General features: G+C 72.7%; 19 protein-coding genes. 11 read left to right on the top strand and 8 right to left on the bottom strand.

The features are described from left to right. Positions 1–28 precede the first annotated feature (28 nt). Positions 29–793 (top strand): acyltransferase, encoded by a 765-nt coding sequence (locus ACFWPQ_RS24805; RefSeq protein ID WP_384038676.1) that lies wholly within the window; start codon positions 29–31, stop codon positions 791–793. Positions 794–845: 52 nt separating this feature from the next. Here the strand turns inward: ACFWPQ_RS24805 and ACFWPQ_RS24810 are convergent, their stop codons facing one another. After that, positions 846–1,703, bottom strand: a complete 858-nt coding sequence (locus ACFWPQ_RS24810; protein WP_384038679.1) for an EamA family transporter — start codon at positions 1,701–1,703, stop codon at positions 846–848. Between the two features lie 115 nt (positions 1,704–1,818). On the opposite strand from ACFWPQ_RS24810, the gene ACFWPQ_RS24815 reads away from it, so the two are divergent. Then, entirely contained in the window at positions 1,819–2,391 is a 573-nt protein-coding gene (locus ACFWPQ_RS24815; RefSeq protein WP_384038682.1) for an XRE family transcriptional regulator, read from the top strand. Positions 2,392–2,422: 31 nt separating this feature from the next. Next, positions 2,423–2,977 (top strand): YbaK/EbsC family protein, encoded by a 555-nt coding sequence (locus ACFWPQ_RS24820; protein WP_361299396.1) that lies wholly within the window; start codon positions 2,423–2,425, stop codon positions 2,975–2,977. Here the strand turns inward: ACFWPQ_RS24820 and ACFWPQ_RS24825 are convergent. Continuing rightward, entirely contained in the window at positions 2,974–4,107 is a 1,134-nt protein-coding gene (locus ACFWPQ_RS24825) for a cation diffusion facilitator family transporter (protein WP_384038685.1), read from the bottom strand. The two genes, ACFWPQ_RS24820 and ACFWPQ_RS24825, sit on opposite strands and share 4 nt — an antisense overlap. 63 nt (positions 4,108–4,170) lie before the next feature. Between ACFWPQ_RS24825 and ACFWPQ_RS24830 the strand changes: the two genes are divergently transcribed. Then, the gene (locus ACFWPQ_RS24830) at positions 4,171–4,536 is read left to right on the top strand and encodes an ArsR/SmtB family transcription factor (protein WP_384038687.1); all 366 of its coding nucleotides are present in this window, start codon (positions 4,171–4,173) and stop codon (positions 4,534–4,536) included. A gap of 28 nt (positions 4,537–4,564) precedes the next feature. On the opposite strand, the gene ACFWPQ_RS24835 is transcribed toward ACFWPQ_RS24830, so the two are convergent. The 3 genes from ACFWPQ_RS24835 to ACFWPQ_RS24845 all read right to left on the bottom strand — a co-directional run bounded on the left by ACFWPQ_RS24835 (position 4,565) and on the right by ACFWPQ_RS24845 (position 8,144). After that, on the bottom strand, positions 4,565–5,788 hold the full coding sequence (locus ACFWPQ_RS24835; protein WP_384038690.1) for a 4-hydroxybenzoate 3-monooxygenase: 1,224 nt from the start codon (positions 5,786–5,788) through the stop codon (positions 4,565–4,567). A 75-nt stretch (positions 5,789–5,863) separates the two neighbouring features. After that, entirely contained in the window at positions 5,864–7,501 is a 1,638-nt protein-coding gene (locus ACFWPQ_RS24840; RefSeq protein ID WP_384038693.1) for an APC family permease, read from the bottom strand. A gap of 229 nt (positions 7,502–7,730) precedes the next feature. Further along, positions 7,731–8,144 carry a CoA-binding protein gene (locus ACFWPQ_RS24845; RefSeq protein ID WP_384038696.1) on the bottom strand — a complete coding sequence of 138 codons (414 nt, stop codon included), beginning with the start codon at positions 8,142–8,144 and terminating at the stop codon, positions 7,731–7,733. 165 nt (positions 8,145–8,309) lie between these two features. Here ACFWPQ_RS24845 and ACFWPQ_RS24850 point away from each other — a divergent pair, with 165 nt between their 5' ends. Next, the gene (locus tag ACFWPQ_RS24850) at positions 8,310–9,080 is read left to right on the top strand and encodes a hypothetical protein (RefSeq protein WP_384038699.1); all 771 of its coding nucleotides are present in this window, start codon (positions 8,310–8,312) and stop codon (positions 9,078–9,080) included. Beyond that, complete coding sequence (locus ACFWPQ_RS24855) at positions 9,077–9,622, top strand: SixA phosphatase family protein (protein WP_384038701.1); 546 nt, start codon at positions 9,077–9,079, stop codon at positions 9,620–9,622. The genes ACFWPQ_RS24850 and ACFWPQ_RS24855 overlap by 4 nt, the downstream gene beginning before the upstream one ends. An 84-nt stretch (positions 9,623–9,706) precedes the next feature. On the opposite strand, the gene ACFWPQ_RS24860 is transcribed toward ACFWPQ_RS24855, so the two are convergent. From ACFWPQ_RS24860 to ACFWPQ_RS24870, 3 genes are all read right to left on the bottom strand, one after another. After that, positions 9,707–10,477 carry an SDR family oxidoreductase gene (locus tag ACFWPQ_RS24860; RefSeq protein ID WP_384038704.1) on the bottom strand — a complete coding sequence of 257 codons (771 nt, stop codon included), beginning with the start codon at positions 10,475–10,477 and terminating at the stop codon, positions 9,707–9,709. A gap of 124 nt (positions 10,478–10,601) precedes the next feature. Then, positions 10,602–11,456 (bottom strand): alpha/beta fold hydrolase, encoded by an 855-nt coding sequence (locus tag ACFWPQ_RS24865; protein ID WP_384038707.1) that lies wholly within the window; start codon positions 11,454–11,456, stop codon positions 10,602–10,604. An 80-nt stretch (positions 11,457–11,536) separates the two neighbouring features. After that, on the bottom strand, positions 11,537–12,253 hold the full coding sequence (locus ACFWPQ_RS24870; RefSeq protein ID WP_384038709.1) for an alpha/beta fold hydrolase: 717 nt from the start codon (positions 12,251–12,253) through the stop codon (positions 11,537–11,539). 188 nt (positions 12,254–12,441) lie between these two features. On the opposite strand from ACFWPQ_RS24870, the gene ACFWPQ_RS24875 reads away from it, so the two are divergent. The 5 genes from ACFWPQ_RS24875 (at position 12,442) to ACFWPQ_RS24895 (ending at position 19,490) form a co-directional block, all read left to right on the top strand. Continuing rightward, positions 12,442–13,068 (top strand): CGNR zinc finger domain-containing protein, encoded by a 627-nt coding sequence (locus tag ACFWPQ_RS24875; RefSeq protein ID WP_384038712.1) that lies wholly within the window; start codon positions 12,442–12,444, stop codon positions 13,066–13,068. Positions 13,069–13,193: 125 nt separating this feature from the next. After that, positions 13,194–13,820 carry a YigZ family protein gene (locus tag ACFWPQ_RS24880; RefSeq protein WP_384038715.1) on the top strand — a complete coding sequence of 209 codons (627 nt, stop codon included), beginning with the start codon at positions 13,194–13,196 and terminating at the stop codon, positions 13,818–13,820. A 291-nt stretch (positions 13,821–14,111) separates the two neighbouring features. Next, the gene (locus ACFWPQ_RS24885; RefSeq protein ID WP_384038718.1) at positions 14,112–14,969 is read left to right on the top strand and encodes a hypothetical protein; all 858 of its coding nucleotides are present in this window, start codon (positions 14,112–14,114) and stop codon (positions 14,967–14,969) included. After that, a complete protein-coding gene (locus ACFWPQ_RS24890; protein WP_384038721.1) occupies positions 14,966–17,188 on the top strand; it encodes a bifunctional serine/threonine-protein kinase/ABC transporter substrate-binding protein in 2,223 nt (740 codons plus the stop codon). Before ACFWPQ_RS24885 ends, ACFWPQ_RS24890 begins: the two co-directional genes overlap by 4 nt. A gap of 175 nt (positions 17,189–17,363) precedes the next feature. Next, on the top strand, positions 17,364–19,490 hold the full coding sequence (locus ACFWPQ_RS24895; protein WP_384038724.1) for an ABC transporter substrate-binding protein: 2,127 nt from the start codon (positions 17,364–17,366) through the stop codon (positions 19,488–19,490). The last annotated feature ends 105 nt before the right edge of the window (positions 19,491–19,595 follow it).

Consider the following 19,595-nt stretch of genomic DNA (forward strand, 5'->3'; position numbering starts at 1 on the left):
GTCGGCGTCCGCTGAGTAGCGTGACTGCGTGCCGAAGCCCAAGAACACGTTCTCATTCTGGCGACACCGCCTCGCCCAGCGCGCGGTGCACACGGCCTGGGCCTGGGTCCAGCGCACCGGCTCGATCACGGCCGAGCACCCGGCAGGGCTCCGCTTCGGCGCCCTCGGCGAGGCCACCCGCCTCGCCTTCCCCCTCGGCACGGTCTTCGGCGAGCCGTGGATCCACCTCGGCTCGCACTGCATCGTCGGCGAACAGGTCACCCTCACCGCGGGCCTGATGCCCGACCTCGACCTCGGCCCCGACCCGATCCTGCGCATCGGCGACGGTGTGGTCCTCGGCCGCGGCAGCCACGTCATCGCGGACACGACGGTGACCATCGGCAGCGACTGCTACTTCGGCCCGTACGTCTACGTCACCTCCACCAACCACTCCTACGACGACCCGCACGAGCCCATCGGCAGGCAGTGGCCCCGCATGGAGCCGGTGGAGATCGGCCCCGGCTGCTGGATCGGCACCGGCGCGGTGATCCTGCCGGGTGCGCGGATCGGCCGGAACGTGGTGGTGGCCGCCGGCGCGGTGGTCCGCGGCACGGTGCCCGACCACGCCGTGGTGGCCGGCGCGCCCGCCCGGGTCGTACGGCGCTGGACGCCCGAGACCGGCTGGCAGCCGCCGCTGCGCACGCCCCCGCCGGTGCCGATCCCGGCGGGTACGACACCGGAGCAGCTGCGCGCGCTGGCGGAGCTGGACGAGGAGGACGTGGCGCGGCTAGCCGAACTGGAGCCCGAGAGCTGAGCGGCGCCCGGCCTGGCCGTCTGTCGTCTGCCGTCTGCCGTCGGCCGCCGGTTCAGCCGGTGGCCAGCAGCAGCGTCCCCACCAGCGCCAGCCCGGCGCCCGCCGCCTGGATCGCGCGCAGCCGTTCGCTGAGGAAGCCGCGGGCCGCGAGGGCGGTGACCACCGGGTAGAGCGAGGCGAGCACCGCGGCGACGGTGATCGGGCCGTGCTGGGCGGCGACCGAGTACGTGCCGTTGGCCGCGACGTCGGCGAGACCGACGAAGCCAAGGGCCGGGAGCGCGGAGCGGGCGAAGCCGCCCTCCGGCAGCGCGGGCGTGCCCTGCCGCACGGACAGCCACAGGGCGGCGCCGCCGGTCGCGACGCTGGTCAGCCGCTGCACGAAGAGGGCCAGGAAGAGGCCGGTGACCGTGGTGGACGCCTCCGTGATCAGCGCGAACACGGTGCCGAAGCCGGCCGCCGAGACCAGGGTGAGCAGGATCGTCCGGCGCTGGACGGGCGCGCCGCGCAGCTGCGGGCCGCCGGCCAGGACGACCCCGGTGACGGCGACCGCGATGCCCGCGACCTGGAGCAGTCCGGGACGCTCGCCGAGGAACAGCCCGACCCCGACCGGGACGGCGACGCTCAGCGTGGCCAGCGGGGAGACCACTCCCATCGGGCCGAGGGCCAGGGCCTTGTAGAAGGAGAACAGCGCGACCGGCCCGACCAGGCCCGCCGCGACCGCGAACCACAGCCGCGGCCCGGCCTCGCTCCAGCCGCCGGTGGCGACCACGATCACGCCCAGGACCGCCGCCGCCAGGCCCTGCGACACGACGACCACCGTGAGCGCCGGGGCGCGTCGCGTGAGCAGCCCGCCGCCGAAGTCGGCCAGTCCCCACAGGAGACTGGTGGTCAGGGCGAAGAATGCTGTCACGGCCCGCCTCGCAGTACAGTTCGGTGAACGATCAGGTACACCCCACCGTAGTTCAGCAAGGTGAACTAATTCATCTAAAATATTGGACCACAATGCTCTCCACGATGGACGGAACGTGTCGGACCTCGACCTGCTGACCCAGTCCCTGGCCCGCAACGTCAAGCACTGGCGGGCGGTGCGCGGCTTCACCCTGGACGTGCTCGCGGCCCGGGCCGGGGTCAGCCGCGGCATGCTGATCCAGATCGAGCAGGCCCGCACCAACCCGAGCATCGGCACGGTCGTCAAGATCGGTGACGCGCTCGGCATCAGCATCACGACCCTGCTCGACTACGAGCAGGGCCCGAAGGTCCAGATCATCCCCGCGGACAAGGCCGTACGGCTGTGGCACACCGACGCCGGCAGCTACAACCGGCTCCTCGCCGGCACCGAGGCGCCCGGCCCGCTGGAGATGTGGGACTGGCACCTGATGCCGGGCGAGAGCAGTCCGTCGGATCCGCACCCGGCCGGCACGGTGGAGATCGTCCATGTCACCGCCGGTGAACTGACCCTCACCGTCGACGGGACCGAGTACCGCGTGCCGACGGGCGCCAGCGCCTCCTTCGAGGCCAACACGGCCCATGTGTACGGCAACACCGGGGACGTGCCGATGGCGATGGTGATGACGGTCTCCGTGCCGTCCGTGTCCTGAGCCTCCCGGACCGGGCTGTTAGCGTGCGGGCATGCGCGCACCCATCGGAGACTTCGACACCGCCGTCCCTGCCCCGGACTGCCTCGACGAGCTGACCGCGCCGGTCGCCGACGCCCTGCGCCACTGGACCGGCGCCGTGCCCGCCGACCGGATCGTCTACGTCGAGACCGACCCGCGGTGGGCGGACACCGCGGTCTTCGTCGAGCACTACGGACGCGACCTGCTGGAGCGGTCGGCCAACTGCGTGGTGGTGGCGGGCAGGCGCGGCGGCGAGACCACCCTGGCGGCCTGCCTGGCGCTGTCCACCACCAAGGTGGACGTCAACGGCCTGGTGCGCCGCCAACTCGGCGCCCGCAAGGCCTCGTTCGCCTCCATGGACACCGCGACCGGCGCGACCGGCATGGAGTACGGCGGCATCACCCCGATCGGACTCCCGCACGACTGGCCGCTGTTGGTGGACTCGGCCGTGGTCGACCTGCCCTACGTCCTGGTCGGCAGTGGCCGCCGGCGCGGCAAACTCCTGGTCCCCGGCAAGGCGTTCGCCGAGCTGCCGGGCGCGGTGGTGCTGGCGGGGCTCGGCGTCTAGGAGTGCGCGTGTGCGTGGTGCGCCAGCGCCAGGTGCGGATCCGCCTGGCCCGGCGCCGGCGCCGGATCGGCGTGCACCAGGGCCGCCGTCAGCCTCGGTACGGCGTGCAGCAGTGCGTGCTCGGCCGCGACGGCGATCGCGTGGGCCTGCCGTACGGTCGCCTCGCCGTCGACCACGACCGCCACCTCGGCGCGCAGCCGGTGCCCGATCCACCGCAGCCGCAGCTCACCCACCGCACGCACCCCCGGCACCTCGCGCAGCGCCCGCTCGGCCCGGTCCGTCAACTCCGGGTCCACCGCGTCCATCACGCGCCGGAACACCTCGCGCGCCGCGTCCCGCAGCACCAGCGCGATCGCCGCGGTGATCGCCAGCCCCACCACCGGATCGGCGAGCTGCCAGCCGAGGGCCGAGCCGCCGGCTCCCAGCAGCACGGCCAGTGAGGTGAAGCCGTCGGTACGGGCGTGCAGCCCGTCGGCGACCAGCGCGGCCGAGCCGATATCCCGGCCGACCCGGATCCGGTACCGGGCCACCCACTCGTTCCCGGCGAACCCGACGAGTGCGGCCACCGCGACCGCCGGGAGATGCGTGACCGGACGCGGATCCAGCAGCCGTTCGACGGCCGTCCACGCGGCGAAGGCGGCGGACGCGGTGATCGTCAGCACGATCGCGATCCCCGCGAGATCCTCGGCCCGCCCGTAGCCGTAGGTGAAGCGGCGGTTCGCCGCGCGGCGCCCGAGCACGAAGGCGATGCCCAGCGGTACGGCGGTCAGCGCGTCCGCCGCGTTGTGCACCGTGTCCCCGAGCAGCGCGACGGAGCCGGACAGGGCCACCACGACCGCCTGCGCGAACGCCGTGGCGCCGAGCACGGCCAGCGAGACCCAGAGCGCCCGCATGCCCCGCGCCGAGGACTCCAGCGCCGGGTCGAGCTTGTCGGCCGTCTCGTGGGAGTGGGGCTTGAGGAGGTGGCCGAGGCGGTGGCGGAGGCCGGCGGCCGCGGGATGGGCGTGACCGTGGTTCTTGGCGTGGTCGTGTCCATGGCCGTCGCCCTGCTCATGGGTGTGGCCGTGGGCGTGTTCGTGGGGGTGACGGTCGTCCGCGTGTGCGTGTTCGTGGTGGTGCCGGTCGCTCATGCGGCTCCCCTCTCCGGTGCGCGGGGCGTGGACATCCGACGCCCATGACACCATTATGTGCGTATGAGCGCACGCATGCACCTATCACCTGCGCATCATGCGCATCCGCGTACCCCCGGCGAGGAGCAGTTCGCGCTCGCCGCCGAGGTCCTCGCCCTGCTCGGCGACCGCACCAGGCTCACCCTGCTGCACGCCCTGACGACCGGGGAGGCCGACGTCACCACCCTCACCGAGGTGTGCGGCGCCGCCCGGCCCGCCGTCAGCCAGCACCTGGCCCGGCTGCGGCTCGCCGGTCTGGTCGGCACGCGGAAGGAGGGGCGCCGGGTGGTGTACTCGCTGCGCCACGGTCATCTGCGGCGGCTGGTCGACGAGGCGCTGAAGGTGGCGGACCACCGGCTGACCGAGACCGCTGCCGAAGCGGACGGCTGAGCGCCGGCCGGAGGTCCCCGGCCGGCCCTCAGTAGGCCGTGGCCGCTCCGAGGTACTGCTCGGCGAAGGCCGTCGCCGCCGCGTGTGAGGTGAACAGTCTGCGCAGCCGGGCCAGGCTGGTGCCCGCGAGGAACGGATCGCCGGAGGAGGTGCCGTGGTAGATGCCGGACAGGAACTGCGAGAACTCCTGGTAGTCCCAGACGCGGCGCAGGCAGGCGTGGGAGTAGCCCTCCAGGCCGGTGTCGTCGCCCTTCGTGGCGTGCGCGGCGAGTGCGTCGCCCAGCAGGAAGGCGTCGTGCAGGGCGAGGTTCATGCCCTTGGCGGCGATCGGCGCGGTCAGGTGGCCGGCGTCACCGGCCAGGAAGAGGCGGCCGTACACCAGGGGTTCCACCACGTAGTCGTGCATGTCCAGCACGCGCTTCTCGATCAGCCGTCCCTCGGTGAGCGGCGGCGCCCCGGCCGCGCCGAGGCGTTCACGCAGCTCGTCCCAGATCCGGTCGTGCGACCAGTTCTCCGGATCGTCGCCCGGCGGGCACTGCAGGTAGTAGCGGGTGACCTCGGGGCTGCGTGCCATGTGCCCGGCGAATCCGTTCGGATGGACGCCGAACAGCACACAGTCCGAGGACGGCGGCGCCTCGGCGAGCAGGGCCAGCCACGCTATGCCGTAGTCCTGCCGGGCGATCCGTACCCGCCCGTCCGGTATCGCGTCCCGGGTCACCCCGCGCGCCCCGTCGCAGCCCGCCACGAACTCGCAGTGCAGGAGGTGCCGTTCACCGGTCGCGGGGTCGAGGTACGACACGATGGGCCGGTCCGTCTCCAGGCCGTGCAGGGTCACGTCCCGCACCCCGAACCTGATGTCCCCGCCGCGTACGTCGGCGTACTCCCGTACCAGGTCCGTCACCAGCAGCGGCTGCGGATAGACGTAGTGGTGATGATCGGTCAGTTCGCCGTAGTCGAAGCGGAACCGGTCGCCGGCGAAGCGGAACTCGCACTCGCTGTGCACCTGCGCCCGGGCCATCAGACTGCCGGCCAGGCCGCGCTGTTCAAGCCCGCGCACGGCCCATTCCTCGATGACCCCGGCCCGTGGCCGGGTCTCGATGAAATGCCTGCTCTCGGTCTCCAGGACCACGCAGTCGACGTCGGCGGCCCGCAGGATGTTCCCGACGGTCAGCCCGGCGGGCCCGGCGCCCACGACGACGACCGTACGGCGTTCCTCGGAAGGGGAGTTGGGGTGGGGGGAGGGGTGCGTCACCCCCGCATTATGACGGTGTCCCGTCAGCCACGGCAGTGCCGCCGCGGCTGACGGGACGCAGGTGAGGAGGAGGGGTCAGTGCGCCGGGGCGTCCGTGACCACGACCTCGTCGATGCTGCGCTCGATGTCCTGGGCCGTGGAGGCGGTGGCCTTGGCCCAGTAGTAGATGCCGATCGAGAAGGCGGCGATGACCAGGATGTCCCACCACAGCGCGATGTTGTTCTGGCCGCCGAAGCTGCCCTGCCAGGAGATCAGGCCCATGCCGATCAGATAGACCGGCAGCCACTGCGCGGCCTTGAAGTCCAGCCGGGGCGCGTCCGGCAGGTTCTTGCTGTGGGCGTAGAAGGCGTAACCGCCGAGCAGCAGGTAGCCGATGACGATCGCGAGGCCGAGCCGCCACAGGATGTCCCAGCCGGACCAGTAGATGATCAGGTTGGCGACCACGAACGAAAGCGGGGAGACGAACTTGCCGAAGGGCAGCCGGTACGGGCGCTCGTGCTGCGGCAGCTTGTCGGCGAAGACGCCGTACGCCAGCGGGGCGCCGGCGTACATCAGCACGCTCGCCGAGGTGATGAAGCCGACCAGCTGCTGCCAGCTCGGGAACGGCAGGAAGCAGATCACGCCGGTCACGAAGGACATCACGAGACCGAACCACGGCACACCGCGGGAGTCGGTCCGGGTGAAGATCTTCGGCGCGTAGCCGTTCTTCGCCAGACCGTAGGAGACGCGGGAGGTGGCGGTGGTGTAGATCAGGCCGGTGCCGCCGGGGGAGATGATCGCGTCCACGTAGAGGACCCAGGCCAGCCAGCCGAGGCCCACCAGGGTCGCGAGGCCGGCCCACGGTCCGCTGATCCCGGCGTACTTCAGGGCGTCCCAGCCGTGCGCGAAGGTGCTGTGCGGCAGCGCGGCGATGAACACGATCTGGAGCAGGACGTAGATCACGGCGCCGATCGCGACCGAGCCGAGGGTGGCGCGCGGCAGGTCCCGCTTCGGGTTGCGGCTCTCGCCGGCCAGCTGGATGGCCTGCTCGAAGCCGAGCAGCGCGAAGATGATGCCGCTGGTGCTGATCGCGGTCAGGACACCCTTGGCGCCGAAGGGGGCGAAGCCCTCCGAGTGGAAGTTCGAGGTGTGGAAGTTGCCGATGGCGATGATGAAGATCGCGGCCAGCGGAACGGCGATCTTCCACCAGGTCGCGGCGCTGTTGGTGTGCGCGAGCACCCGGACGCCGAAGAAGTTGACACCGACGAACAGGGCCATGAGCACGACGGCCACCAGCAGACCGCTCGCGGTCAGGGTGCCGTCGGCGTGCTCCAGGTGCTGGGCCCACTTCCAGTGACCGGCGTAACCGATCATGGCCTCGACCTCGATCGGCGCCACGGTCGCCGCCTGCAGCCAGGAGAACCAGCCGAAGGACATGCCGGCCAGGCCGCCGAACGCGTAGTGCGGGTAACGGGCGGTACCGCCCGCCACCGGGAACATGCCGCCGAGCTCGGCGTGCACCAGTGCCAGGAGCACGATCGCGACAGCGCCGATCACCCACGAGATGATCGCCGCCGGGCCGGCCATGCCGACCGCCTTCTCGGCGCCGTACAGCCATCCGGAGCCGATGATCGAGCCCACAGAGGCCCACATCAGGCCGATGAGCCCGACGTCCCGCCTCAGACCGCCCGAAGGTGTGATGTCCTCCGTCGCGGCATTCTCGACACTCACCATGTCAAGTGGCCTCTCAGTTTCTGAACGCAGCTTTAACGAGCAAGAGGGCACAACTTAAGGGCGCGTGTCGCAACCGGAGAAGAGTGTTGCCGAAGATTTGACCCTCGATCTTTACTGTCTTGGTAAAAGCTTTTACACAGGTCAGCGAGGGTCACGGAATGTCCGTATTCAGTGGCGATATGTGAGAAGAAGGTAAGACAGGAAAGCTCAGATCTTCCTCAAATCCGGCTCAGATCCGACCCAGGCGCGGTATTTCGATGGCCGGGCAGCGGTCCATCACCATGTCCAGACCCGCGGCCCGCACCCGCTCGTACGCCGCCTCGTCGACCACCCCGAGCTGGAACCACACCGCCTTCGCGCCCCTCGCCACCGCCTCGTCCGCGACCGGACCGGCCAGCTCGCCGTTGACGAAGACGTCGACGACGTCGACGGGGAAGGGGATCTCGGCGAGGGACGCGTAGCCCTGCTCGCCGTGCACCGTCTCCGCCTTCGGGTGGACCGGCACGATCCGCTTGCCGAACCGCTGCAGCACCTGCGCCACCCCGTACGCCGCCCGTCCCCGGTTGGACGACAGGCCTACCACCGCCCAGGTGTCACCCGTCCCGGTCAGAATCCTGCGGATCGTCGCTTCGTCGCCGTACACGGTCGGCCTCCTCGGCTCGGGGAACGTTCGCCGTGCCCAACAGCGGCCGCCGGACCCTGATTCCCCGCCCCGGCCGGGCTTGCGCAGTACCGTCGGGACAGTCCGCGTGACAGGGGGTGTCGCATGTCCCGCATGTCCCGCCACGGTGACCTGAATCGTCGCAAGGTGCCTGCGCAGGTCCCGCCGCCCGCCTACGCTCAGCCCGTGCTGCGCATCCTCGACGCCAAGACCGGTGAGACCGTCCCGGCCGTCTCCGCCCGCCGTGCCCTGACCCGGGTCGAGGTCCATGCCTCCGGGTACGACCTGACGGCCCTGCGGGTCCTGCTCACCACCGACCTCCTGCTGCGCGCGCTGGAACTCGGCGGCACCCCGGTCCTGCCCCTGCTCACCGCCGACCGCCACCAGGCCGAACTGCACGCGGCGGCCACCTCCCTCGGCATCCGCCCCTTCGAGGACGGCCGCGACCTCGCCGCGGGACTGGGCGAGGCGCAGGTCGTCCACGTCACGGCCGCGGGCGGGACCGTGGACCGTGCCGGCGTGACCGTCGCCGTCGCCCCCGCCGACGGCCCCGACGCCGGCGTCCTGGGCACGCTCGACGACCCCGCCGCACTCCGGCTCGCCCTCCTCGACGCCCCGCGCGGCACGGCCGTCCACCTCGGCGCCGGGGCCCTCGACGCGGCCGGCCGGCGGCTCGGCAGGCTGCGGCAGTCGGTGGCGGCCTGGGCGCGCAGCCCCTCGCGGCCGGTGCCCGAGAAGGTCCGGGGACGGCTGCGGGACGCCTGGGAGGACGACCTCGACGTACCGGGGGTGCTCGCCGTGCTGCGCTGGATGGAGGACCAGCCCGAGATCCCGGCCGGTGCCCGCTTCGAGACCTGCGCCTACGCCGACCGGCTGCTCGCCCTCGACCTCACCCGCGACCTCGGGCGGGCGGCGTGATCACCCGCGCGGGCGCGGGCCCGCTGCGCCGTCTGGTCGTCCTGCGGCATGCGAAGTCCGCCTGGCCCGAGGGCGTCCCGGACCGGCTGCGCCCGCTCGCCGACCGCGGCCGCCGCGACGCCCCCGCCGCCGGCCGCGCCCTCGCCGAGTCCGACTGCCTGCCCGACCTCGCGGTGTGCTCCACCGCGGTACGCGCCCGGCAGACCTGGGAGCTGGCCGCCGGCCAGTGGGGCACACCGCCGCCGGTCCGCTACGACCGGCGGGTCTACGCGGCCGACGTGCCCGACCTGCTGGCGGTCCTGCGCGAGGTGCCGGCCGAGGTGGAGACGCTGCTGCTGGTCGGGCACAACCCCGGCCTTGAGGAACTCGTCCTCGACCTCGCGGGCGACGGCCTCGACGACACCCTGGAGCAGGTGCGCGAGAAGTTCCCGACGTCCGCGATCGCCGTCCTGGCCTGGCACGGCACGGCATGGGCGGCCCTGGCCCCGGGGACGGCGCTGCTGACGGAGGTGACGGTGGCCCGGGGACGGAAGGAGGAGTGACAGCCGCCTGTCGCTGCGCGGGGTTCCGGTGCGGGCGGCGGAGTTCCGGTGCGGGCGGCGGAGTTCCGGCCGCGGGCGGCGGGCTCAGACCGATTTGACCTCGCCGCCGTCCATCCGGAGGGCCGAGCCGGTCATCCAGCGTGCCGCCGGTGAGACGAGGAAGGCCATGAGTTCGGCGATCTCGTCCGGTTCGCCGTAGCGTTCGATACCTGCCTCCCGGGGGAACCGGTCGGTGGCCTCCTCGACGGTCATGTGGTGGAGCGGTGCCCAGTGCTCCAGGTAGGAGCGGCGGCGGCCGGTCATCACCGGTCCGGGCAGGACGCTGTTGACCTGGATGCCGTCGGCGATGCCGCGATCGGAGAACGCCTTGGCCAGTGCGACGATCGCCGCGTTGACCGTGCCCACCGCGGCGTAGGGGGCTTTGGGAAAGAGCGCGGAGTTGCCCGAGATGAGGACGACGGACCCCTTGCTCTTCTTCAGGGCCGGCCACGCCGCGACCGTGAGGCGGCGGGCACCGTGCAGCTTGAGCGCGAGCCCCTGGTCCCACTGCTCGTCGCTCATGTCGAACAGATCGACCTGCGGGACGGCACCCGCGATGTTCAGCAGGGCGTCGATGCGGCCGAACGTGGTGAGGGTCCTGTCGACGACACCGCGTGCCGCGGCGGGATCGGCCAGGTCCGCGTCGACGACCAGGGGTTCGGCGCCCGCTTCGGTGACGGCGGTCGCCGTCTCGGCGAGGTTGGCACGGTTGCGGGCCACGAGCGCGACCGAGTCGAAGTCGCGCGCCAGCCGGATCGCGGTGGAGCGGCCGATGCCCTGGCTGGCACCGGTGACGATGGCTACTGACTGAGACATTTCCGAATCCTGCTCTCGCGTGGGTGACCTCATGGCGGGAGCCGAGGTCGCGTGGTGCGAGCCGCCGGTGCCCGGGCGGGTGGCCGAGTCCGTGTCCGGGGAGCCACTCGCCCGGGCCACCCGGTCAGTTCGAGAGGAATCCGCGCATGGCGTCGGCGATCTCACCGGCGTGTGTCTCCAGCGCGAAGTGCCCCGTGTCCAGCAGCCGGACGTCGGCGCCGGGGATGTCGCGTCGGAACGCCTCGGCTCCGGCCGGCAGGAAGAACGGGTCGTTGCGGCCCCAGACGGCCAGCAGGGGCGGCCGGTGGCTTCGGAAGTACTCCTGGAACGCGGGGTAGAGGTCGACGTTGCTCGCGTAGTCGAGGAAGAGGTCCAGTTGGATCTCGTGCGCACCCGGACGGGCCAGGTAGTGGTTGTCGAGCGTGTAGCCGTCGGGTGAGACCGAGGACGGGTCGGCGACGCCGTGGGTGTACTGCCACACCGTGGTCTCGGGCTGGACCATGGTCCGCAGAGCGTCGCGATGGGCCTGCGTGGGTTCCTTCCAGTACGCACGGATGGGGTTCCAGCCGTCGCTGAGTCCCTCCTCGTAGGCGTTTCCGTTCTGCGTGACGATGGCGGTGATCCGTTCCGGCCGCCGTAGGGCCAGCCGGAACCCGGTCGGGGCGCCGTAGTCGAACACGTAGAGCGCGTACCGATCGAAGCCCACCGCGTCGGTGAAGCCCTCGACGACGTCGGTGAGGGCTTCGAAGGTGTAGCCGAAGCTGTCACGGTCCGGCATGTCGGACTGTCCGAAGCCGGGCAGGTCGGGTGCGACCACGTGGAATCGATCGGCCAGGTGCGGGATCAGGTCCCGGAACATGTGACCGGCGCTGGGGAAGCCGTGCAGCAGGAGCAGCTTCGGGGCGTCCGACGGTCCTGATTCCCGGTAGAAGACCTTCAGACCGTTCACATCGGCGGTGCGGTACTTCGTGGTGGCCATGGTGTGTCTCTCCTGCGGGTCGTTTCGGGGCGGGCAGACGCCTGGTGGTCGTCATCTCGTGCCCGCCCCCGGATTGCCGGTCAGCTCGTGCGCGCCGGGTGCGCGGTAGTCGCCACGTCACGCACGGCGTCGAGGACGATGTCCACGACATCCTGGGGCGCGGTGACCTGCGGCGTGTGGTCGACGGGGCGGGTGCGGACGTGGGCGCCCATCCGTTCGGCCGTGAAGTGCTGCGTCTCCGGGGCGATCATGCGGTCGTCCTCGGCGATCAGGAACCAGCTCGGGCGGTCCTTCCACAGCGGCCGCTCGATCGGGGCCCCGATACTGGGGGCGCCGATGGGGCGCTGCGCGGCGGCCAGGACCGCCTGGTCCTCGGCCGAGGCGTGCTGCGCGAAGGCGTCGGTGAAGTCCCTGTCGGACAGCCAGACCATCCCGTGCGGGTCGGGCGCGAGCTTCGGCGTCAGCGGGTGCGGCCGCCCGCGGTGGAACACATCGCCGGCGGACTCGCCCTCGTCGGGCGCGAGTGCCGCCACGTAGACCAGGGCCGCGACCTTCGGGTGGTGTGTCGCCGTGATCACCGTGCCCGCATAGGCGTGACCGACCAGGACGACCGGGCCGTCGAGCCGCTCCAGTACGCGGTCGAGCGCCGTGACGTCGTCGGTCAGGGAGGTCAGGGGCAGGGGCGCTGCGACGACCCGGATGCCGTCGGCCTTCAGCGGGCCGATCACCTTCCTCCAACTCGATCCGTCCGCCCAGGCGCCGTGCACCAGCACGACGTCGATGTGGTTCGTGGACATGTCCCGTTCCTTTGCTCTCGCTGTCCCGGTGTGCCCTGCCACCCCCGGACTATCTAACTTCTACGGAGAAGGTATACGCGTTAGGAGGCTAATGGCAACTCCTAGATCTTATGCGTTAGGTCTCGGACGCATTCTGCCTGATCTGTACCCAGGTGGGACGATGGGGGCTAATGGATAAGATGGATGTCATGACGACACCGCCCAGGCTTGAGGACATGCAGCGCGCCGGGTTTCCGATGGGAGGCGAACCCTCGGTCGCCCTGGACCTCGCGGACACCCTGATGCTCGCTGTCCATCCGCAGGTCGACCTGATCGGCACGCCGGAGGCCGTCGCGACCTGGTGGAGGTTGCAGGCGCCACGGCTGCCCGAGGGGCCCGTCCCCGGCCCGGAAGCCACCCGGGCGCTGCGGGCCGCGATCCGCGACGTGTTCGATGCCCACCTGGCCGGCCGGCCGCCTCAGGACGTCTCCGTCGAGGACATCAACGCGGCCGCCGCGGCCGTGCCCACGAGTCCGCGCATCGTCAGGGGGGAGTCCGGTATCACCGCACAGACCCGCTGGCACACCGAGCAGGGCGGCAACGCGGCCCTCGCCGCCGTGGCCCGCGGGGCCGTCGAGCTGCTGGCCTCGCCCGAGCGGCTGGCCGCCGTGCGCCGGTGCGCGAATCCGTCCTGCTCGATGCTGTTTCTCGCCGCCACCAAGCGGCGGACGTGGTGCGCGGCCAACGTGTGCGGCAACCGGGTGAGGGTCGCCCGCCACTACGAGCGCACGCGCGGGCAGCACCCGCGAGAGGACCTGCCCTCGGGTACCGGGTGATCCGGGCGTCGGCGGCGCGCGGTCGACCGGTCCGCCCGTGTCGCCGCGGGGGCGCCGGTCACCGGCGCTCGGTCAGGGGCAGGCACCCTGGCGAGCGGCCCCCGGCGTCCGCATAGGCTGGGCGGATGCAGGACGAGTACCGCACAGTCGCCCGCGCGGGCACGCACGAGACCGAGGTCAACCGCTCCCGCTTCCTGTGCGCCCTCGCCCCGGCGGCCACCGAGCGGGAGGCCCAGGACTTCGTCGCGGCGGTCCGCAAGGAGCACGCCGACGCCACCCACAACTGCTGGGCCTACGTCATCGGCGCCGACGCCGCCACCCAGCGGGCCAGCGACGACGGCGAACCCGGCGGCACCGCCGGCGTCCCCATGCTCCAGATGCTGCTGCGCCGCGACATGCGGTACGTCGTCGCCGTCGTCACCCGCTACTACGGCGGCGTCAAGCTCGGCGCCGGCGGACTCATCCGCGCCTACGGCGGCGCGGTCGGCGAGGCCCTCGACACCGTCGGCACCCGCACCCGGCGCCGCTTCCGGCTGGCCACCGTCACCGTCGACCACCAGCGTGCCGGCAAGGTCCAGAACGACCTGCGCGCCACCGGCCGCGAGGTCCGCGACGTCCGCTACGGCGAGGCCGTCACCATCGAGATCGGCCTGCCGGACGCCGACGTGGCCGCCTTCCGCGACTGGCTGGCCGACGCGACGGCGGGCTCGGCACGCCTCGAACTGGGCGGGGAGGCCTACGGGGACGCGTGACGATCCGAACCGATCCGCGCGCTGCCCGGGGCCGGTCTTTCGTTGCCGTACCCGCACGTCGCCGACGAGCGGCGCGTCTCTCGTCCCACGGTGAGGGGTTTCGTCCCCCACCGCGCCGCGGTCGCACCCGCTGACACCCAACAGATGCGCTCGCGCCGGGTGCAACCGGAGTGCCCTGCGTTGCCGTCGGAACCCTTAACTGGGCGTTTCTATAAGGGTAGTTGGTGTGCGCTTTACTTACGCCACACTGCCTCTCCACGGGTGCGGCACAGGCGAAAAGGGGAGTGATGCATGGACGGGTGGCGACCAGTCCTGGCCGCGGCGGCCGGGGCGCTGCTGCTGGCGGGGTGCACGAGCGAGCCGGACAACGCGGCAGCGGCGGGCGGGAAGACGAAGGGAAGTCCCAGCGCCTCGCCCTCGGTGTCGCCGTCGGCGACCGATGCGAGCGAGCCGTACACGCTCGCGGAGGAACGGGCGCCGAAGACGCGGGCCGAGGCGGTCGCGTTCGTCCGTGGACTCGATGTGCGGCCCGACTACTTCGGTGCCGGGTACCGCAGACGCGAGCCCTTCGAGAGTGATCCGGCCGAGTGGGCCGTGCTCGGCGAGGACTGTCTGTGGCGGCGCGAGGCGTTACCGGACACCGCGCTGGCCAGCCTCACGCGGGCGTACGAGCTGCCGGAGCAGGACGGCAAGGGGGCGGTGTACGTGTCGTTGACCGTGACCGTGCACGAGAGCACCGTGGCGGCGCGGCGCGACATGGCGAGGTCGATGGAGTCGGCGCTGCGCTGCCCGGAGCAGCGGCTGAACACCACGGACGTGGTGCGCGGCCTGTACTCCCAGGTCGACGCCGCCGGCGACGGGCGGACCCCGATCTCCGAGGACGACCTGACGGAGCTCGGGGAGTGGATCGCCGACGGCGAGAGCAGGGCGCACCCCTTCGACTGGCACAAGTTCCGGCTCGGCCCGGTCACCGTGGCCGCGACGGCACGGCACGGCGCGGGCCGGAGTCAGGAGGAGGACGACACCGTCACCGGCGGGGTCTACCAGGGAGTGAGCCTGGTGGCCACCGAGATCGACCAGTGGGGCGCCGCGGGCGGTGACGCGGACGGCACGGAAGAGCCGGTCGCGACGAAGGGGGCGGAACAGTGAGCGAGTCGTTGCGGTCCTCCGATCCGTCCCGCATCGCGGGGTTCCGGCTGTTCCGGCGGCTCGGCGCGGGTGGGATGGGCGTCGTCTACCTCGGGCGCAGCGACGCGGGCGCCCTCGCCGCGGTCAAGGTGATCCGGGGGGAGAGCGCCGGTGACGACGCCTTCCGGGCGCGGTTCGCGCGGGAGGCGGAACTGGCGCGGCGGGTGGACAACCCCTGGGTGGTGCCCGTCCTGGACGCCGACGCCGAGGCGCGCGAGCCCTGGCTGGCCACCGCGTTCGTCCCCGGGCCGGCCCTTTCCGAGGCGGTCGCCACGCACGGCCCGCTGCCGGCGCGTGTCGTCGGCGTCCTCGGCGGCCTGCTGGCCGGGGCGCTGGAGGCGGTGCACGCGGCCGGTCTTGTGCATCGGGACGTCAAGCCGGGCAACGTCCTGCTCGCGCTGGACGGCCCTCGCCTGATCGACTTCGGCATTGCGCGCGCGGCGGAGGACACGGCGCTCACCGCGTCCGGGCTCGTGGTCGGCACGCCCGGATTCCTCGCCCCGGAGCAGGCCGAGGGGCGGCCCGCGACACCGGCGAGCGATGTCTTCGCGCTGGGCTGTGTCCTGGCGTACGCCGCGAGCGGAACCCCGCCGTTCGGCACCGGTACGCCGGACGCCCTGCTGTACCGGACCGTCCACGACGAGCCCGAACTCGGCGGTGTGGAGGGTGAGTTGCGCACCCTCGTGGAGCGCTGCCTGGCCAAGGACCCCGACGCCCGGCCCACGGCCGACGAGATACGACGCCTGCTTGCCGAGGACGTTCCGGACGGCTCCGGCAATTGGCTGCCCGACTCCGTCGCCCGAATGGTTGCCACGCGGGCAGCCGAGAGCCTGGCCCTGCCCGACATCGAGCCCACGGCCGTGGACGGGACGGACGCGCCCGACCCGGCGGACGCGCCCGACCCGGCGGACACCCCCGTCCGCCGCCCCGGCAGGCGGCGCCTGCTGCTCGTCGGCGGTGCGCTGCTGCTCGCGGGCGCGGGGACCGGAGCGGCGGTGTGGGCGTCGGAGGACGACGACAAGAAGCCGTCCGGCAGCACCCGCCCCGGGTACGTCCTCGGCGTGCACACAGCGGCCGACTCGGCCCACACCGCCGTCAGCCGGGCCTGTGAACGCGCCGCGCGTCTGGCCGTCGCCCAGCACAACGCCGCACCGAAGCGCGCCTACGACCTGAAGGTGCAGGTCCGCGCCGACCAGGGCGACGCGGAGTCGGCCCGGCAGGTGGCCCTCGCGTTCACCGCCGACCGGAATGTCGTCGCCGTACTGGGCCCGGTCGCCGAGATCCCGATGGGGGCGGCCGCAGCCGTCTACGGCGAGGCGGGGCTGACCCATGTGTCCAGCACCACCGGCCACCAGGACTACTTCGCGACGTCGCCGAAGACCTCGTTCCAGAGCAGCGCCTCGCATCTCGCGCTCGGCAGCTGGATCGCGTTGCACGCCAAGGCGAGCGGCCAGTTGGCGCCGGCCGGCATCGTGATCGACCGGGCCGGGGGCTCGATCGTGCAGGACCAGGGCACCTCGCTGGTCAATGCCTGGCGCGACAACCTCGGCGTGCAGGTCGTCCCCCGCGTCGTCGCGGAGGGGACGAACGACAGCCCGCAGGTGGTCCGTGACCTGGTCGCCGACCGTGTCGAGGACTTCGTGTACCTGGGTCCCCTGGACGCCACCGTCCGCGCGGCCAAGGAACTGCTGGCGGCCGGCTTCACCGGGCCGCGCTGGATGCAGCACGAGCTGTACGGCTCGGACTTCCCGCGCCTCGCGGGTACCGCGGGCGAGGGCTGGTACGTGGTCACCTCGGCCGTGGACCCCTCCGCACTGACGACGCAGCGGGCCAAGGACTTCACCGCGGCCTGGCGCAAGCGCTACGGCGGCACTCCGGAACCGTACGCCACCGAGGCGTACGACAGTGTGCGGATGCTGCTCGCCGAGTTCGCCCGCACGGTCCCGGCCGGGGCCCGTCGCCGACCGGTCCGTGCCGAGCTGGCCGAACGGCTGGCGAAGGCGAAGTACACCTACAAGGGCATCGCCCGGACGTACGCCTTCGGCACGTATCACCAGTACGACAGCACCGAGGACGGCTGGGCGGCCGGGACCTTCGTCCACCAGGTCCGCGACGGGACCTTCCACCAGCTGGGCTCGCTCGCCGACCTGATCCGCGCGGCGAGCGCGCAGAAGAGCTGACGGGCGCCGCCGGCGGATGCAGGCCGCCGGCGCTGAAGGCCGATGCCGTTGAAGGCCGACGGCGGTCGAAGGCCGGGACGGGCCGCTGTCGGGAGGCGGCGGGAGGGGATACTCGGAGTGACGATGCCGGCCGGAGCCCAGGAGCGGGGACGGCAGGGGAACGGAGGCGGCTGAAGTGGAGCGGCTTCTGCCGTCCGACCCCTCGGTGATCGGCGGGCACCGGCTCGCGGGGCGGCTCGGGGCGGGCGGCATGGGCGTCGTCTATCTGGCGCGCTCGCCGCACGGTGCCTGGTGCGCGCTGAAGGTGATCCGCGCCGAGTACGCCGACGACCCCGGCTTCCGGGCCCGTTTCCGACGGGAGGCCGAACTCGCCGCGGGCCTCGCGGTGCGGTGGACGGTGCCGGTCGTCGGGGCGGACGCCGAGGCGCGTGAGCCGTGGCTGGCCACGGCCTACGTGCCCGGCCCGTCGCTGGCCGAGGCCGTCGCGCTGCACGGGCCCTGGCCCGAGGCGCAGCTGCGCAGCCTGGGCTCCGCCCTGGCCGAGGCGCTGGACGGGGTGCACTCGGCCGGTCTTGTCCATCGCGACGTCAAGCCCGCGAACGTACTGCTCGCCGCGGACGGGCCGCGCCTGATCGACTTCGGGATCGCGCGGGCCGTCGGCGCGACCGCGCTCACCGCGGACGGCTCCGTCGTCGGCTCTCCCGGCTTCCTCTCGCCCGAGCAGGCCCGGGCGCGCACCGTGGGCCCGCCCAGCGACGTCTTCTCGCTCGGCTGTGTCCTCGCCCACACGGCCACCGGCCGGCCCCCGTTCGGCACCGGCGGCGCCGCGGCCGTGCTGTACCGGACCGTGCACAAGGACCCCGACCTGGACGGCGTACCGGAGGGTCTCGGCCGGATCGTCCGGCGGTGTCTGGCCAAGGAGCCGGAGCTGCGCCCCGATACGCGTGAACTCCTCGGCGTCTTCGGCGGGTTCGCCGCGGACGGGTGGCTGCCCGAGGGGCTGCCCGCCCTGGTCGCCGCGCGGGCCGCCCGCGTCCTCGACCTGCCGGTGCCCGATCCGACCGTGCTCTCCGGGCCCGCCCCCGCCGACTTGGCCGAGGTCCCCGAGGACCCGCCCTCGCCCACCCGGCGGCGGCTGCTCGTCGCGGGCGCCGCGCTCGGGGTCACCGCGGTGGGCGGGGCGGGAGCGTGGTGGCGGTGGGGCCGCGGCAACGCGGCCGCGAACACCGGTTCCGCCCGCCGGACCCGGCATGTGCTCGCGCTGCTCGGCAGTCCGGACGACGCCTTCCACCAGAACCAGATACGCGGTGCCCGCCTCGCCGTCGAGCAGCACAACAAGGACGCCGGGCGCACCGTCGACCTCGTGCTGCGCACCGCCGACGACCGGGGCACCGCGGCGGGATGCGCCGCGGCGGCCGCCCGGCTGGCCGCCGACCCGGCGGTGTCCCTGGTGATCGCCACGGGCGGGAACGCGACCGCGCCCGCGGCCCTGCCCCCGTGCACGGAGGCCCGGCTGACCCTGCTGATCGTCCGGGCCGACGCCGAGGACCTGCAGGGCGTCAAGATGACCACCGGGCTCGTCCTGCGCACCACCCAGACCACCGGCCCGCCCGGGGCACTGCTCTATCTGAACCGGGCCGTCAAACCGGACCGCACGGTGATCGTGCACGACCTGGCCACCGAGAAGGAGAGCCTGACCACGGTCCGTATCGCCACCGTCCACGGCAAGCTCGACGGCGAGACCGCGGTGGAGGACGTCGCCGCGGACGCGGACTTCACCGCCGCCGCCCGCCGTATCGCCGCCCGGCCCCAGGACGCCGTCCTCTTCGGCGGGGTGCGGCCCGAGCGCGCCGCCGCCTGCGCCCGCGCGCTGCGGGACGCGGGCCACCGGGGCGCCCGGGTCGGGGGCGAGCACGTCCTCGGCGCGTCCTTTCTCGCCGTCGGAGAGGACTGGCGGATCGGTGCGGGCTACACCGACGCGAGCGCCGACCCCCGCACCAAGGCGTTCGCGGCCGCGTTCCGTACCCGCCACGGACAGGCCCCCGGCCCCTGGGCCGCCGAGGCGTACGACGCCGTCCGCTTCGCCGCACAGGGGCTCGCCTCCCTCGGCGACGACGACCGGTCCGCCCTGCGCGGGGAACTCCTGCGCAGCCCCTGGCAGGGCATCACCCGCCGTATCGCCTTCGACGCAGTGGAGCAGTACTTCCAGGTCGAGGAGGACACCGGCGAGTTCCTGTACCGCGTGACCGGGGGAACCGCCCGGTTCGTGACGCGTTCCGACGAGATCGACGCGGAGACGTGAACCAGGTCGCGCGACCCGGGCACGTGCGAACTCCGGGCTCCGGGGTGATGTGAGGTATGTGGTGGACCAGGGGGCCGCATGCGTTAGCGTGGCCGGGTGTGAAGG

Source organism: Streptomyces sp. NPDC058464 (genome assembly GCF_042721035.1).
In the GTDB taxonomy this organism is placed as follows: Bacteria; Actinomycetota; Actinomycetes; order Streptomycetales; family Streptomycetaceae; genus Streptomyces.

Bases quoted from the DNA above. Each gene is read 5' to 3' on its own strand.
- ACFWPQ_RS24880 (WP_384038715.1), top strand. From the start codon at position 13,194: ATGCAGGACGAGTACCGCACAGTCGCCCGCGCGGGCACGCACGAGACC.
- ACFWPQ_RS24825 (WP_384038685.1), bottom strand. From the start codon at position 4,107: ATGAGCGACCGGCACCACCACGAACACGCACACGCGGACGACCGTCAC.
- ACFWPQ_RS24875 (WP_384038712.1), top strand. From the start codon at position 12,442: ATGACGACACCGCCCAGGCTTGAGGACATGCAGCGCGCCGGGTTTCCG.
- ACFWPQ_RS24870 (WP_384038709.1), bottom strand. From the start codon at position 12,253: ATGTCCACGAACCACATCGACGTCGTGCTGGTGCACGGCGCCTGGGCG.
- ACFWPQ_RS24840 (WP_384038693.1), bottom strand. From the start codon at position 7,501: ATGGTGAGTGTCGAGAATGCCGCGACGGAGGACATCACACCTTCGGGC.
- ACFWPQ_RS24860 (WP_384038704.1), bottom strand. From the start codon at position 10,477: ATGTCTCAGTCAGTAGCCATCGTCACCGGTGCCAGCCAGGGCATCGGC.
- ACFWPQ_RS24830 (WP_384038687.1), top strand. From the start codon at position 4,171: ATGAGCGCACGCATGCACCTATCACCTGCGCATCATGCGCATCCGCGT.
- ACFWPQ_RS24820 (WP_361299396.1), top strand. From the start codon at position 2,423: ATGCGCGCACCCATCGGAGACTTCGACACCGCCGTCCCTGCCCCGGAC.
- ACFWPQ_RS24865 (WP_384038707.1), bottom strand. From the start codon at position 11,456: ATGGCCACCACGAAGTACCGCACCGCCGATGTGAACGGTCTGAAGGTC.
- ACFWPQ_RS24885 (WP_384038718.1), top strand. From the start codon at position 14,112: ATGGACGGGTGGCGACCAGTCCTGGCCGCGGCGGCCGGGGCGCTGCTG.